Source organism: Salarchaeum sp. III (assembly GCF_036418315.1).
GTDB lineage: Archaea > Halobacteriota > Halobacteria > Halobacteriales > Halobacteriaceae > Salarchaeum.
The window spans coordinates 1-14,960 of record NZ_JAZHPG010000025.1 but is presented as its reverse complement, the minus strand read 5'-3'; the positions used below and the strand labels follow the sequence as shown (position 1 = coordinate 14,960).

The window sequence follows — 14,960 nt, the reverse complement described above, 5'->3', positions numbered from 1 at the left end:
ACCGATGTTTCTGCTCAGCCACACTCCACCGACAACGCAGCGTTCGTGTTCTCGCTTGCCCTTCACCTTCGATCACTGCTGCACACGAACGGAAGTGATTCTCGGGAACAGCTATTCGGACAGGGTCTCAACGACATCGTCAACTGTGAACAGACCGAGGTCGTCCCGCTCCTCGGCCGCTTCCTCCACTGAGGATGCGAACCCGCTTCGGCTAAACAGTACGTATTCGTAGTTCACGTCGCTGTCAGCCGGCGACCACTCGATTTCGGGTGCCTCCCGTTCGAGCTGGGCGAGCACGTCGTAGCCCGTCGGTTGTTGCTGGAACTTCGCTTCCCCGACCAGTAGCGTGTCGCCGTTCGTCGGGGCCACGATATCGATTTCACGGCCGTCGGTGTCCCACCACCGACCGGGGGATTCCGTGAACGTGTACCCGTCCCCGTACTCGTAGAGAACTGCCCGCTGGCAGAGTCGTTCGAACGACGAACTGACGAAGTCCGGAAGATGCGGTTCGACCAGTTCGTCGTACGCGTCCGCTCCGAACACTTCGTACCGAGACGAACGGCCGTGCACGAAGCGGAACCAGAACGCGAACAGTTGGTCCCTGATTCGATACCGGCTGTTCCGACTCCGGGACGGGTCAACGGTTACTGGGTACTCCTGCTCGATTATCTTGAGTTCCCGCAGCCGGGAGAGGTAGTAACTCGCGCTGTTGGCGTTGATGCCCGCCGCCTGAATGATCTCGTTTCGCTTGTGGTTCCCCTCCGCCATCGCTTTCAGGACGGCGAAATACCGGTCAACCTCGTCCAGTTCCCGGTACAGGACGTCCTCGGGCTCCTCGTGGAGGCCGCCATCCCGGAGCAGCAAGGTCTCCGTGATATTCCCTTGGAGTGACTGCGTATCGTCTACTGCTCGGAGGTACTCCGGTGTCCCCCCGAACACACCGTATGCGATCACCTGTTCGGCTGGCGCGTAGTTCGGGAAGAACTCCATCGCGGCCGCGAACGGGAGCGGACCGATTTCGAGTTTCCCGTTCGGCCGTTTCGATATTCGCCCGTACAGCGGTGAACTCCCGTCGAGTGCGATTTTGTGTATCATCCCGATCGCCGAGCCAGTCAACACGAAGGTCGCAGCTGTATCAGCGACTTCGTGGTCCCAGATTCGCTGTATGAGGGAGGGGAGCGCTTCGTTTTCGCCAACGAGATACGGGAACTCGTCGAGGATGACGACCGCGTCCTGCTCAGCGAGGTACCTAAGAACGTTCTCCCAGTCCTTCCGAATCCGATTAACTTTCGGGAACACCGTTGTGGCGTCTGCGATGAAGGAGTCGAGTTGTTGCTCCGTCGTCCCGTGTGCAGCTTGATGGTACACCGCGTCGTCACGGTTTTCGATGGATTTGACGACGAGCGCTGTCTTCCCCATCCGCCGGCGTCCGTAGACGACGCTCAACTCCGCGGACCTACTCTCGTATAACTCGTGGAGTCTGTCGAGTTCCTGTTCTCGGTTGACGAACGCGGGCATACCTTCACTTTCGACTCACCAGCACATAAACCGTGCAGATAGCGTAGTCTAAACTATCGTAGTTCAAACTACGGTAGTTGAGGCAACAGTAACGGGAACCCCGTCATCTAACGCGGCAGCGTTACGGTTCGCGGAACCGAGGTTCCGCACCAATCTAACGCGGCAGCGTTACGGTTCGCAGGACAGCCGTCCTGCGTCAACGCGGCGTCCAGCTTTTCCAGTTCTTTCTCGCTCCCGTAGCCGGCGGCTCGACGGTCGCGGCGATTGCGGGCAGTAACGCCTAACACGCCGGCCCCCAGTGATTGGGGTAGTGTACGCGACGATTCCCGACATCCTTCGACTCCTGTTCGTGCCGGCGCTGGCGTGGGCGGCCTACCACGACGTGCGCGTGCGGCGGGTGCCGAACGAACTCTGGTATCCGTTCGTCGCGCTCGGCCTCGGACTGCTGGCGTGGGAGTACGTGCTCGTCGAGCGCACGAGCCTCTTCCTCGTCCGGGCGGTGGTGAGCCTGCTGGTGATTCCGCTGGCGTACGTGTTCTGGTTCGTCGGCGGGTTCGGCGGCGCGGATTTCAAGGCGTTCTGCGTCGTCGCCTTGCTCTACCCGACGTATCCGAGTTACTACGTCGCGGACCTCGCGCTCCCGCTCGTCCGAACCCAGCTCGGCGTGTTCTCGGTGACGGTGGTGACGAACGCGATGCTCGCGAGTCTCGGGTATCCGCTCGCACTCGGCCTGCGGAACGCGCTCGCGGGCGTGGTCTCGAAACTGATGTTCGTCGGGCGGCCCATCGCGGTCCATCAGTTGGCGGAGGCGCACGGCAGCCTCCTCGAAACCCCCGAGGGGTTCTCGCGCGGCGCCCTCGATCTGGACGCGCTCCGGATGTACCTGCGGTGGCGCGGCGTCACGCTCGGCCAGGTGCTCGCCCACCCGGAGCGCTACCGCGACCCCGCGACCATTCCCGAGGAGGCGAACGACCCTGGGGACGGGTCCGTGACGACAGAGGCGACGCACGCGCCCGTGTCCGAACCCGCCCCCCGGGAGGATGTCTCGGAGTACGACGACCCGTGGGGGGCGGCGCGCTTCCTCGACGACATCGACTCCACGGCGTACGGAACCACGCCCGGGAACCTCCGCGACGGCCTCGACGTCATTACGAACCAGGAACGCGTCTGGATAACGCCGGGCGTTCCGTTCATCGTCCCGCTGTTCGTCGGTCTCCTGCTGGCGCTCACCGCCGGCGACCTCCTGTTCGCCCTGATGCGACTCATCGGCCTCGTGTAGGCGAAACGTCCTTCCCGTTCCGGCCGAACCCGAAAACATGGCTCTCGACAGATACGACGCCCTCGCGGGCGGTCTCGCCCTCCTCGGACTCGCCGTTTTCGTGTACGCCGTCCTCGTCGCGTTCCAGCCGATTCTCGGCGGCGTCGTCGCGCTCGCCTGTTTCGCCGTCGCGGCCGTCGTGCGCACTCGGGACGACAGGCACGCGATGGTCGTCGCGCTGCTCGCGCTCCTCGTCCTGCTCGTCACGATAGCGACGGGGACGCTGTACGGCCTCCTCCTCGGGCTGATCCTCGCCGCCGTCTGCTACGTCGGATGGCGTGTCGTCACGGGGCGCACCGCGGGCTGACAGAAAGATTATCCGTACCAGCACCGTCGATTCTCCCATGTCATCAGAGTTCGGCGTGGACCTCGACTTCGGGGACGACGGCCTCGTCCCCGCGGTCGCGCAGGACGCCGACACCGGCGACGTGCTGATGCTCGCGTACGCGAACCGGGAGGCGCTCGCGAAGTCCCAGGAGACGGGGCGCGCGCACTACTACAGTCGCTCCCGGGAGGAACTCTGGGAGAAGGGCGCGACGAGCGGCCACACGCAGGACATCGAGGAGGTTCGCGTGGACTGCGACGGCGACGCCGTGCTCTACGTCGTGGACCAGACGGGCGGCGCGTGCCACACGGGCTACGAATCGTGCTTCCATCGAACGCTCGACGGCGACACCGTCGGCGACCAGGTGTTCGACCCGAATGCCGTCTACGAGTAGCGTCCTCGCCGAACTCGACGCCGCCGAGACCGCCCGCGAGGACGCGGAGTCGGCCGTCGAGGAGGTCGGCGAGGACACCATCGAGCGCGTCGTCGAGAAACTGGAGCGCGCGGAGCGGTTGCTCGAGAAGTACGAGGAGTCCGCGACCGGGACGGGCGACTTCCAGTCGTTCGTCGCGTTCCAGGGCGAGGTGGACGACCTGCTCGACGAACTCCCCGAGGACTTCCCCGCGCGGGGTGCGTTCGAGGCGTACGACGACCGCCTGGACAAGCGCCGCGTCTCCGAGTCCGACTTCGAGAACGCCCGCGACGCCTTGGGGCCGGCACGCGAGTACCGCGAACTACTGGAGGCGCGGGAGGACGCACGAGAGCGCTACCGGGAGGCGATGCGCGCGGTTCGCGACCGGCTCGACACCGTGGAGGAGCGGCTCGCGGACCTCGAACGCCTCCACGAACTCGGGAACGCGGACCTCGACGCGCCGACGGAGGAACTCCGCGACCCAATCGAGTCCTACAACGACGCCGTTCGCGGTGACTTCTCCGACTTCCGCGGGTCGGCGAGCGCGCGCGAGTTCCTCGACTTCGCGGAGACCGCCGCCGGCTATCCGCTCGTCGGTATCCCGCATCCGCCGAGCGACCTCGACGCGTACGTCGCGGACGCCGAGGCGGGCGAGAAACCGATTTCCGAATTGCTGGAGTTCGCGGAGTACTCGGTGTCGAAGCTCGACCACTACGTCGAGCAGCCCCAGCGGTTGAAGCGCGCGGTCGGCGGGAACACCACCTACCTCGACCGGCTGGACGCGGCCCCGCTCACGGTCGAGTGGCCGCCGCTGCCGGCGGACGAACTCCGGTATCGGGCGCGCGAACTCGTCGCCGTCGTGGCGCGGTTCGCTGACGACGAGACGGTCGCGCTCGCGCGCGAGGTGCGGAACGTCGCGCTCCGCGGGGACTACGACCGCCTCCGCACCGCCGCCGTCGCGGAGGAAGACCTCACCGACGAGGAGCGCGCGGAACTCGAATCCGGCGCGGTCGACGACGAACTCGAAGCGGTGCGGGAGGAACGAGAGAAACTGGAAGCGGCGCTCGACTAGGGTTCGATGGCGGCCGCGAACTCCTCCGCGAGGTCGCGGGCGTGGTCGGCGCTCGTCGCTTCGGCGTACACGCGGACGACGGGTTCGGTGCCGCTCGGGCGCGCGAGCACCCACGCGTCGCCGTAGTCGAGGCGGTAGCCGTCGACGGTGGTGAGGTCGGCGTCGGCGTCGCGGGCGTACTCCTCCGCCGCGCCGAGGATGCGTTCGCGCTCCGACTCGGAGTCGTAGGGGACGTTCACGCGGACGTTCCAGTAGTCGGCGTAGGGTTCGACGACCTCGCTCGCGGGCGTTTCCGCGAGGAGTTCGAGGAAGCGCGCGCCGGTGTACGCGCCGTCCCGCGTGAGCCGGTAGTTCGGGAAGATGATACCGCCGTTCCCCTCGCCCGCCACGGGAACGGTCTCGCCCTCCGCGTGGAGTTGGCGGATGCGGGTCATGATTCGCGTGCTCCCGACCGGCGTCAGGTCGAGGGTCGCGCCCGCGTCCTCACACACGTCGACGAGGCGCTGGCTGACGTTCACCGCCGAAACGGCGGTGTCTCCTTCTTCCAGTTCGGCGGCGGCGAGGCTCGCGAGCGCGGCGTCGCCCTCGACGTAGGTACCGGTCTCGTCGAAGAAGATGGCGCGGTCGGCGTCGCCGTCGTGCGCGATGCCCACGTCGGCGTCCGCGGCGACGACGAGCCGTCCGAGGTCCGCGAGGTTCTCCTCGACCGGCTCGGGGTCGCGGCCGGGGAACCGGCCGTCGGGCTGGCTGTTCACGGTGACGACCTCGCAGCCGAGTTCGCGGTAGAAGTCGGGGCTAGTGAGCGCGCCGGCGCCGTGTCCGGGGTCGAGCGCGACGGTGAGGTCCGCATTCCGGATGCGTTCGACATCGACGGCGTCGACGAGCTGGTCCGTGTACCGGCGGCGCGCGTCCTCCACGTCGCGGTCGTCGCCGGTCTCGTCCCACGAGACGGTCTCGTAGCCGTCCCCGAGGAAGACGTTCTCCACGCGTTCGAGTTCGTCCACGGAGAGTTCGATTCCATCCCCTCCGACGAGCTTCACGCCGTTGTACTCGGGCGGATTGTGCGACGCGGTAATCATCATCGCCGGCACGCCCTCCTCCTCGCAGTACACCTGGGTGCTCGGAGTTGGGACGACGCCGAGCCGGTCCACGTCCGACCCGACGGCCTGCAAGCCAGCGGTCGCCGCGTTCGCGAGCATCCGGCCCGTCGCGCGCGTGTCCCGCGCGACAGCCACGCGGTCCGCCCCCCAGAGCGTCCCCGCCGCCTTCGCCACGTCGAGAACGAACCCGGGCGTGAGCTCCTCGTTCGCCACGCCCCGCGTCCCGCTCGACCCGAACACCTTCATACGCTTCCCTTAGTCCGGCCGTCCTAAGGCGTTCCGTTAGTGGTCGTGCGCGCCGTGTCCCTTGTCGTTCCCGGGTCGGGTGTCGACGAGGCTGATGTAGTACGGCTGGTCCTTGTAGTAGTACGCGCCCCGGATGGAGCCGCCGCAGAAATCGTAGAGCGCGTCCCCGAGTTCGTTCCCGGCTTCGAGCTTCACGCGGACTATCTGCCACTCGCCGGTCTCGGCCTGTGCGGCGAGTGCGAGCACGTTCTGGAGGTTCGGGTACGCCTCCACGAACGGCTCGTTCAGCGTACAGGTGGTGTCCGTCTCGCTCGCGGTGTCCTCCGTGATGGCCATCGCGCGCAACCGCCACTCCGGGGACTGCGTGCTCAAGACGCCCGAACAACCCGCGAGCGCGCCCGCCACTCCGGTTCCGGCCGCCGCGAGGAACCCGCGTCGCTTCATACTCGCTCTTCTCAGTCGAGGCGGATAGCCGCAACGCTTTCCCGCCGAAACCCGATGCGTCGGGTATGACGACTATCGACGAGAAACGCGTGTACGCCGAGAAGGAGGACAGCGAGGTGGTGCTCGTCGCCACCGGCATGGGCGTCGCGTCGGTGTCCGTGTCCGCCGACCAGATCGGCCGGTTCGGGCTCGCGCACCGCTGCACCGCCCGCGATGTCGCGGCCCGTCCCGGCGGGGGTGCGGTCGCCACCGACGACGGCGTCGTCGTCACCGCCGACGAGGACGAGTTCGAGGAAATCGGATTCCCGGACGCCGTCGCCGTCGGCTACGGAGGAGGCCTCCTTGCCACCGATTCCGCGGGTGCGCTCGCCGAGTACGCCGACGGCGAGTGGGTAGAGCGCGGGACGGTCGCGGACGCCCGCGCCATCGACGGCGACCTCGTCGCGGCCGCGGACGGCGTCTACCGCCTCTACGCCGACGGCGTCGAACACGCCGGCCTGGACGACGCCACCGATGTGGCGGCCGCGGGTCCGTACGCCGCGACCGCGGAGGGCCTGTTCCGGCTCGGGAACGGTTGGCTGAACGAGGTTTCGAGGGACGTGACCGCCGTGGTCGCGGACGGCGACCGCGCGCACGCCGTCGTGGACGGCGCGCTCTACGAGCGCACAGCCGACGGCTGGACCGAGCGCTCCACCGGAACCGACGCCCGTCTCGTGGACGTGGCGCACGGCGACGGTGCCGTCTACGCGATAACGGCGGACGCGACGCTGTGCGTGAACGCCGGTGACGGCTGGCGCTCCCGGAGCCTGGGTCTGCGGGACGTGGCCGGCATCGCCGTGCCCTAGCGCGCGTGCCGGTACGCGAGGACGGCGAGCAGAACGACGAGCCCGCCGAGGAAGAAGACGATGCCGGGCGCGAGCACGTCCGGGCTGGCGGTCGCGGCGTCCGTCGCCGTCGTCGCGGTCTGCGTTGCGGTTCGCGTCACCGTGTCCGCGGCGGTCGTCGCAACCGTCGGCGCCTCCGTCGTCTGCGTGGCGTGCGTCACCGTCTCCGTCGTGGTCTGGGTGTACGACACCTGCGTTCCCGTGGCCTCCGCCGTGGTTCGCGTCATCGTCGTCACCGCGTCCGTGGTCTGGGTTGCGGTCGTCACCGCGTCGGTTGTGGTCTCCGCAATCGTCCCGCCGTCCGTCGTCGTGGTTATAGTCTCGGTGACGTTCCCGCTCGGCGCGCCGGAGCTGGGGGCGAGCGTACCCTCCTCCACGAACCGCTGGACGGCGACCGCGCCGACCGCGAGCGCGCCGACGCCGCCGACGAGTTCGCGCAGCACCGTCATGAGGGTGGAGCGGTCGTCGTCGTCACCAGCGAACACGACGAGGCTCGTGTCCGTCGGCGCGTACACCTTCATCTCCGTGCCGCGCTCCGAGTACCACGTGTCCACGACCTCCACCAGTCCGGCGTCCCGGAGGTTGTCGAGGTGGTAGCGGACGTTCTGCACCGTCGTGTCCGTCACGTCCGCGAGGTCGGACGCCGTCCGGGGGTCGTCGTGGAGCGCCTTGTACGCGGCGCGCGCCGTCCCCGAGGAGAGCGCGGCGAACACGTCGTCCGCGGCGTCCTCCGAGATGTCGACCAGCCGCGCCTCCTCGGCGTCGGAGGACGCGGGCGACCGGAACGGGAACAGCCGACTCATCGACCGAGACTGTGGGATGCGCCGACAAGTGCTTTCCGTGTGGCGCGGACCGAAACCGATACCCCCCGTCCGCTACAGGACTCAGGTATGATAGTCAGCGGGTCGTCCTCGCAGGGGCTCGCCGCCGCGCTCGCCGCGGAACTCGGGGAGCCGCTCGCGGACGTGGAGTACGAGCGGTTCCCGGACGGCGAACGCCTCGTGCGCGTCCCCCCAATCGAGGGCCGGGCAATCGTCGTCTGCAGCACGACGGCGGACGAGGACTACGTCGAACTCCTCCAGTTACAGGACGCCGCGCGCGAGGCGGGCGCGGACGAGGTCGTCACCGTCCTCCCCTACATGGGGTACGCGCGCCAGGACGAGGCGTTCGAACCCGGCGAACCCGTGTCGGCGCGGGCGATGGCGCGCGCCGTCTCCACCGGTACGGACCGCGTGCTCACCGTGAACGTCCACGAGACGGGCGTCTGTGACTTCTTCACCGTGCCGACGGAGAACGTGAACGCCGCACCCCGGCTCGCGGCGGCGCTCCCGGACGACCTCCGCGACCCCGTGTTCATCGCGCCGGACGCCGGCGCTATCCACCTCGCCCAATCGGTCCGGGACGCCTACGGCCCCGGCGACGCCGACTACTTCGAGAAGACCCGGCACTCCGGCACCGAGGTCGACATCGAACCGAGCGACACCGACGTATCGGGGCGGGACGTGGTCGTCGTGGACGACATCATCGCGACCGGCTCCACGATGAGCGAAGCCATCAGCGTCCTCGACGCGCCCGAGCGCGTCTTCGTCACGTGCGTCCACCCGCTGCTCGCCGGGAACGCCCGCACCAAACTCGCGAACGCCGGCGCGGAGAAAATCTACGGGACTGACACCATCGAGCGAGCCGTCAGCGAAGTCAGCGCCGCCGAAGCCGTCGCCGCCGAACTCGACTAAACCTTCTGCACGCCGAGCACCATCCGCATGCCCTCGACGTCCTCGTACTCCTCCACGACCGCGTTCGCGGTGTCCTCGCTGACTTCCGCGAGTTCGCGCGCTCGCACTTCTTCCTTGATGAGGTCTTCGCGCTCGTGGACCAACCGGGCGACGCGCTCGTCGAACACCTGCACGTCGAGGCGAATCTGGGCGTCCATGTCGAGGTCGAGGTCCTTCCGGAGCTCCTGGGCGCGCCGGATGACCTCGCGGGCGTACCCTTCGCTCTCCACGTCGTCGTCCAGCGTGGTGTCGAGGTAGACGGTGCCGCCGTCGAAGTCCGTCGCCGCCACGTCGTCCGGCGTCTCCTCCACGAACTCCACCATCTCCGGCGTGAGGTCGACCTCGCGGCCGAGCGCGTCACTCACGACGGTTTCGAGTTCGGTGAGGTCGTCGCTCGCGACCCGCGCGTCGTTCAGCGCCTGCATCACGTCGCCGGCGTCCCCGCCGAACGCGGGGCCGAGCACGCTCATGTCGGCGCGCGCGGAGTACTCGACGTTTCCATAATTTTTCTCCGGACCGACGACCGTGACGGTGCGGGCGTTCAGGCGGTCCGCGAGCAGGCCGCGATGGCTGTTCACGGCGTCCGCGACCGCTTCCGAGTCGGCGTCCACGGTGACCTCCGCGACCGGCCACCGGAGCTTCCGGCCGGCCTGCTGGCGGGCGTTCCCGCCTGCCTCCTCGATGTTCCGGAGGACGGCCACGTCGTCTTCGAGCGCGGGCTGCCGGTACCGCTCCGTCTCCGTCGGCCAGTCGCACATGTGGACGGTCGGATGGCCCTCGTCGCCCGTGAGATGCCCGTAGATCTCCTCGCTGACGAACGGCGCGTACGGCGCGAGCAGCTGCACGACCTCGAGGAGGACCTTGTAGAGCGTCGCGTACGCCGCGGTCTTCGCCTCGGTCTGTTCTTCCTCCCAGACGCGGTCGCGGACGAGCTGGACGTAGTACCGCGAGACGTCCTCGACGACGAACGTGAGGAGTTCGTCGAGCGCGCGGTGCTGCTCGAAGTCCTCCCAGTAGTCGCTCATCTCGTGCTTGACTTCCTGGAGGCGGGAGAGCAGCCACTCGTCCTCCACGAGCAGGGCCTCGTCGTCCACGGCGAGTTCGACGCCGCTCCCGCCGGCGGACTCGGGCACGTCGGGGTCGAAGCCGTCCATCCGCATGTAGGGAAGCGGGAAGCGGAAGACGTTCCAGAGGATGTTGAGGTCGCGCGCCATGTTCTCCATCTCGTCCCACGAGAACCGCATGTCGTCGCCCTGCGGCGTGACGGAGAGGAGGAACATCCGCATCGCGTCCGCGCCGTAGCGCTCGATGGCCTCGCCGGGCTGCACGACGTTCCCCACGCTCTTCGACATCTTCCGGCCGTTTTCGTCGTTCGCGAACCCGTGCATCAGGACTTCGTCGTAGGGGACTTCGTCCATCGCGGCCGTCCCCATTCCGAGCTGGCTCCAGAACCAGCCGCGGGTCTGGTCGTGCGCCTCCATGATGAGGTCGGCGGGCCAGAGTTCCTCGAAGCCCTCCTCCTCGCTCGGGTAGTTCACGGTCCCCCACGAGGCCACCGAGCTGTCGAGCCACACGTCGAACACGTCCGGGACGCGCTCGTACGTCACGCCATCCTGCGTGATGGTCACGTCGTCCACGGTGGGTTTGTGGATGTCCATCTCGTCGGGGTCGAGGTCCTGGTCCGCGAGTTCCGCGAGTTCCTCCCGGCTGCCGACGACGATGCGGTCCTCCGGGTTCTCGCCCTTCGTCCCCTCCGCCACCCAGATGGGGACGGGAATCCCCCAGTAGCGCTGGCGAGAGACGTTCCAGTCCGGCGCGCTCTCGATGAAGTCCCTGAACCGATTGTCGCGCGCCCACTGCGGGTGCCACTCCGAGTCCTCCATGTTGTCGAGGAGGTCCTCTTTCACGTCGGTGATTGTGATGAACCACTGGTCGGTCGCGAGCTGGAGGATGGGGGTGTCGCACCGCCAGCAGTGACCGTACGAGTGCGTTACGGTGCCGGAGGCGAGCAGGAGTCCCTTCCGCGCGAGGTCTTCCGTGATGTCCTCGTCTGCGTCCTTCACGAACTGGCCCTCGTACTTCCCGCCCGCGTCAGTGTACGTGCCGTCGCCGTCGACGGGGCAGAAGACGGGGAGGCCGAGTTCCTCGCCGCGCTCGAAGTCCACCTCACCGTGGCCGGGCGCGGAGTGCACGAGACCGGTGTCCTCGGCCTCGACGTAGTCCGCGTGGTAGACACGGCCTGTGTCCTCGGTGTCGGGGTTGTCGGGGACTTCCTCGCGGAGCGGGTGGTCGTACTCCCAGCCGAGCATGTGGCTGCCGGGGAAGGAGTCGAGCACCTCGTAGTCGTCGTAGCGGCCCTTCGAGAGGACGTTCTCCACGCAGTCCTCCGCGACGTAGATGACCTCGCGCTCGCCGTCCTTCTCCGCGGCGACCTTCTGGTACGTGAGGTCCTCGTGCACGGCGACGAACTCGTTCGCGGGGATCGTCCACGGCGTCGTCGTGTAGATGACGAGACTCCCCTCCTCGTCGCTTCCCTCGCCCTCGCTGAGCGGGAACTTCACGTAGACCGTCGGGTCCTCGACGTCCTCGTACTCGACTTCGTTGTTCGCGATGGCGGTCTCGCAGCGCGGACACTGACTGATTGAGCGCTTTCCCTGCTCGACGAGGTCGCGCTCGGCGGCGCGCGAGAAACCCCACCACGCGGCCTCCATGTACGTCGGGTCGATGGTCCTGTAGGGGTTCTCCCAGTCCATCCACACGCCGAAGGACTTGAAGTCCTCCTGCAGTCCCTCCAGCTGGGACTCCGCGAACGTCTTGCACTCCTCGATGAACTTCTCGATGCCGTACTCCTCGATGTCCTTCTTGTTCTCGAACCCCAGTTTCTCCTCGACTTTCGTCTCGATGGGGAGGCCGTGCATGTCGTAGCCCGGGCGGTCCGTCACGTCGTACCCGAGCATCCGGTGGTAGCGGATGTAGGCGTCCTTCAGCGTCTTGTTCCACGTCGTTCCGAGATGGGCGGCGCCGCTCGTGTACGGCGGGCCGTCCACGAAGAAGAAGTCCTCGCCGTCCGCCCGATGCTGTTTCGTCCGTTCGTATGCGTCGACCTCGTCCCAGTACTCGAACACCCGTTCTCGCACGTCCTCCGGGTCGTACTGGTCGGGGACCGAAGCGAAGCGTTCCATACGCGTGTCTGTCACGCGCCCCGCTAAAAGGGTGTTCGGTCCTGCAGTCTACGCCTCTCGCGCGGCCAGTCGCTTCCGGGCTTCCGACCCGAACAGGAACAGGCCGGCGTAGAGCGCGGCGGACCCGACGAACGCCATCCAGAGCGCGAGCGCCGTCTGCCCGCCGCTGTACGTCGAGACGGCGGTGAGGTCGATTATCGCGCCCGCAATCGAGAATACGAGCGCACCGAGCGCGAACGCGAGCGGTTCTGCGAGTTCGACGACGAGTTCGAGCATATCCTCTCTCCGCCGTCGACACTCAAGGCTCTTTTCGAACGTCTGGACCTAGTATGTATATTATCACATTGTCGTTCACTAGTCTCTCCACCATACACCCTTCTAATTGGACAAATATATGGGGAATACGTATATATCTGGCAGAGAGTACGATAAGCCGTGAGAACGATGGCCGAAACGAACACAAAAAACGATGATGGTGCACTGTTCGGCGACCGAACCCCCCGACCGGTCGTCCGGTCAGTCGTCGACGACGAGGGACGCACGCTCACCCTCCGCACCTACCCGCGGCTCCCCGAACGTGAACTCGACGCCCTCGTCGGGATGTACGACGACTTCGACCCCGCGGATCGCGCGCAGGGCATCCCGCCCGCCGGCGTCCCGCAGATAGCGGCCTGGCTCTCCGGCCTCCGCGACGGCTACCACGTCGTCGCCAGTCACGACGGCGACCCCGTCGGTCACGCCGCCTTGGTTCCCGACCACGACGGCGCGTACGAACTCGCCATCTTCGTCCACCACGACTACCAGGGCGCGCACGTCGGCACCGCCCTCCTTCGCTCCCTGCTCGCGCGCGCCGACGAGGCCGGCGTCGCCGTCCGCCTGCACGTCGAACGCAGCAACCGCCCCGCCGTCGCGCTCTACGAGAACCTCGGATTCGAGACCGTCACTACGCGCCCCTGCGAGTACACGATGCGCCGCCCGCCCGCCGACGGCGTCTGGACCGACACCTCCCTGTAGCCGTACTTTCTTACTCCCGCCCGCCGTGTCCTCGCGTATGGACGACTGCATCTTCTGCCAGATCGTCGACGGCGACATCCCCGCGCGCGTCGTGTACGAGGACGAGGACGTGCTCGCGTTCCTCGACGCGAACCCCATCGCGCCCGGGCACACGCTCGTCATCCCGAAGGACCACTACGAGACGCTCGACGAGGTTCCGCCCGAACCCGGCGAGATGATGTTCGCGGCCATCCACTACCTCACGCCCATCGTGGAGGACGCCGTGGACGCTGACGGCTCGAACATCGGGTTCAACAACGGCGCGGCCGCCGGCCAGGAGGTCCCGCACGTCCACGGCCACATCGTCCCGCGCTTCGAGGACGACGGCGGCAGTCCCATCCACGCCGTCGCCGGTAGTCCGCCCGACCTCGCCGACGCCGAACTCGACGACCTCGCCGCGGACATCGCGGACGCGGCCGGCGACCACACCCCGAGCTAATTCCGGGGGAAATAGGGATATTTTAATCCAAGAACGACAGTAGAGTTGCTGATGGACTCTCCCCGAACTGTGGCGTTCGTCGGCACCGTTGGCGGTGCGGGCACCACTCGTGTCTGCCTCGAACTCGGCGCGGCGCTCGCCGCCGCCGACCGCGACGCGCTCGTCCTCGACCTCGATTTTGACACACAGGGCCTCGCACGACACGTCCGCGGCGACATCACGACCGATACGGCGACGCTCCTCACCGACCCCGACGCCGCGCTCGCGGACGCACTCCACGACTACCCGGTGGACGCGCCCGGCCGCCTCGCGCTTGCTCCCGCTCATGCGCCGTTCGTCCGCGTCGCCGACGCGAAGACTCCGGATGCCGCCCGGCGACTCCGCGGGATTCTCGACGAGGCGCTCGCCGACTTCGACCACGTCCTCCTCGACACGCCGCCCGTCACGTCGAACCCCGCCGTCGCCGCAGTGACGGACGCCGACCGCGTCGCGCTCGTCGCTCCCGGAACGCCGCGCGGCACCGACGCCACCGCCCGCGAACGCGGCCGCCTCGCCGATGTGGGCGCAAGCGCCGACACCGTTGTTGCCACCCGCACTACGCCGGACGCCGCGCCGCCGGACGCCGACCTGACGCTCCCCGACCACGGTGACGACGCCGTCGCCGCGACGCCCGGCACGACGGCTGCACGGGCCGCTGGTCGGCTCGCGGAGACCCTGTTCGCCCTCAATCTCGACCTCGAAGAACCGACGGGGCGGCTGGACGCCCTCCGCCGTCGGCTACCGTAGGAACTCGCCGTCCACGACCGCCCGCGCGTCCGGGAGCGGGTCGTGCGCTTCCACGAACGCGCCGAGCGCGAACTCGTGCTCGCTCACGCCCGTCAGCGCGAGCGCGTCCGACCGCGGTAGCTCGCCGGCGAGCCAGTCCGCCACGATGTCGCGGGCGAGCGGTGACAGCGGCGTGAGACCGTCCACGCCGAGCAAGTGCAGCGCCTTCGCGCCCGCCACCGGCGCCAGTCCCGCGGCGCGCGCGGCGTCCTCGACGCTTCCGCCGTCGGAGTACGCGTCGAGCAGGGCCCCCGCGGTCGCCGCGTCACACGGGAGGTCGGCTGCGAACGGCACCAGGCGGTCCGTGAGCGCGCGTTCGGTCCCCTCGACGGTCGTCGGCCCGCGCGCGCGCTGGGTCGTCGTCACCTCC

The 14,960-nt window shown here is 67.9% G+C and carries 16 protein-coding genes; 9 read left to right on the top strand and 7 right to left on the bottom strand.

All coding sequences use genetic code 11. The annotated features are described in order from the left end of the window. Positions 1–111 precede the first annotated feature (111 nt). Positions 112–1,518 (bottom strand): ATP-binding protein, encoded by a 1,407-nt coding sequence (locus tag U3A55_RS08500; RefSeq protein ID WP_330991063.1) that lies wholly within the window; start codon positions 1,516–1,518, stop codon positions 112–114. A 310-nt stretch (positions 1,519–1,828) separates the two neighbouring features. Between U3A55_RS08500 and U3A55_RS08495 the strand changes: the two genes are divergently transcribed. The 4 genes from U3A55_RS08495 to U3A55_RS08480 are packed head-to-tail and all read left to right on the top strand — an operon-like array spanning position 1,829 to position 4,645. Then, complete coding sequence (locus U3A55_RS08495) at positions 1,829–2,797, top strand: A24 family peptidase (RefSeq protein ID WP_330991062.1); 969 nt, start codon at positions 1,829–1,831, stop codon at positions 2,795–2,797. Positions 2,798–2,834: 37 nt separating this feature from the next. Then, on the top strand, positions 2,835–3,143 hold the full coding sequence (locus U3A55_RS08490; protein ID WP_330991061.1) for a hypothetical protein: 309 nt from the start codon (positions 2,835–2,837) through the stop codon (positions 3,141–3,143). A gap of 37 nt (positions 3,144–3,180) precedes the next feature. Continuing rightward, a complete protein-coding gene (gene hisI / locus U3A55_RS08485) occupies positions 3,181–3,555 on the top strand; it encodes a phosphoribosyl-AMP cyclohydrolase (RefSeq protein ID WP_330991060.1) in 375 nt (124 codons plus the stop codon). Further along, positions 3,539–4,645 (top strand): DUF7118 family protein, encoded by a 1,107-nt coding sequence (locus U3A55_RS08480; protein WP_330991059.1) that lies wholly within the window; start codon positions 3,539–3,541, stop codon positions 4,643–4,645. Before hisI ends, U3A55_RS08480 begins: the two co-directional genes overlap by 17 nt. Here U3A55_RS08480 and glmM read toward each other — a convergent pair. Further along, the gene (gene glmM, locus U3A55_RS08475) at positions 4,642–5,991 is read right to left on the bottom strand and encodes a phosphoglucosamine mutase (RefSeq protein ID WP_330991058.1); all 1,350 of its coding nucleotides are present in this window, start codon (positions 5,989–5,991) and stop codon (positions 4,642–4,644) included. The two genes, U3A55_RS08480 and glmM, sit on opposite strands and share 4 nt — an antisense overlap. Before the next feature lie 36 nt (positions 5,992–6,027). Further along, positions 6,028–6,435, bottom strand: coding sequence for a hypothetical protein (locus U3A55_RS08470; RefSeq protein ID WP_330991057.1), 408 nt, complete (start codon positions 6,433–6,435; stop codon positions 6,028–6,030). Between the two features lie 65 nt (positions 6,436–6,500). Between U3A55_RS08470 and U3A55_RS08465 the strand changes: the two genes are divergently transcribed. Continuing rightward, positions 6,501–7,280: an HVO_0234 family beta-propeller protein gene (locus U3A55_RS08465; RefSeq protein WP_330991056.1), complete on the top strand. Its 780-nt coding sequence runs from the start codon at positions 6,501–6,503 to the stop codon at positions 7,278–7,280. On the opposite strand, the gene U3A55_RS08460 is transcribed toward U3A55_RS08465, so the two are convergent. After that, complete coding sequence (locus tag U3A55_RS08460; RefSeq protein WP_330991055.1) at positions 7,277–8,122, bottom strand: ArsR/SmtB family transcription factor; 846 nt, start codon at positions 8,120–8,122, stop codon at positions 7,277–7,279. The two genes, U3A55_RS08465 and U3A55_RS08460, sit on opposite strands and share 4 nt — an antisense overlap. Before the next feature lie 87 nt (positions 8,123–8,209). Between U3A55_RS08460 and U3A55_RS08455 the strand changes: the two genes are divergently transcribed. Beyond that, the gene (locus tag U3A55_RS08455; RefSeq protein WP_330991054.1) at positions 8,210–9,052 is read left to right on the top strand and encodes a ribose-phosphate diphosphokinase; all 843 of its coding nucleotides are present in this window, start codon (positions 8,210–8,212) and stop codon (positions 9,050–9,052) included. On the opposite strand, the gene ileS is transcribed toward U3A55_RS08455, so the two are convergent. Beyond that, positions 9,049–12,273: an isoleucine--tRNA ligase gene (gene ileS, locus U3A55_RS08450; protein WP_330991053.1), complete on the bottom strand. Its 3,225-nt coding sequence runs from the start codon at positions 12,271–12,273 to the stop codon at positions 9,049–9,051. The genes U3A55_RS08455 and ileS overlap by 4 nt on opposite strands. Positions 12,274–12,321: 48 nt before the next feature. Continuing rightward, positions 12,322–12,549 carry a hypothetical protein gene (locus U3A55_RS08445; protein ID WP_330991052.1) on the bottom strand — a complete coding sequence of 76 codons (228 nt, stop codon included), beginning with the start codon at positions 12,547–12,549 and terminating at the stop codon, positions 12,322–12,324. Between the two features lie 168 nt (positions 12,550–12,717). Between U3A55_RS08445 and U3A55_RS08440 the strand changes: the two genes are divergently transcribed. Genes U3A55_RS08440 through U3A55_RS08430 form a run of 3 tightly spaced genes read left to right on the top strand, consistent with a single transcriptional unit; the run spans position 12,718 to position 14,551 of the window. Next, positions 12,718–13,287 (top strand): GNAT family N-acetyltransferase, encoded by a 570-nt coding sequence (locus tag U3A55_RS08440; RefSeq protein WP_330991112.1) that lies wholly within the window; start codon positions 12,718–12,720, stop codon positions 13,285–13,287. Between the two features lie 37 nt (positions 13,288–13,324). Continuing rightward, positions 13,325–13,765 (top strand): HIT family protein, encoded by a 441-nt coding sequence (locus tag U3A55_RS08435; protein WP_330991051.1) that lies wholly within the window; start codon positions 13,325–13,327, stop codon positions 13,763–13,765. 51 nt (positions 13,766–13,816) lie between these two features. Beyond that, complete coding sequence (locus U3A55_RS08430) at positions 13,817–14,551, top strand: AAA family ATPase (protein WP_330991050.1); 735 nt, start codon at positions 13,817–13,819, stop codon at positions 14,549–14,551. Here the strand turns inward: U3A55_RS08430 and U3A55_RS08425 are convergent. Further along, on the bottom strand, positions 14,543–14,960 hold a 418-nt coding region (locus U3A55_RS08425; protein ID WP_330991049.1), incomplete at its 5' end, for a DUF7858 family protein. The genes U3A55_RS08430 and U3A55_RS08425 overlap by 9 nt on opposite strands.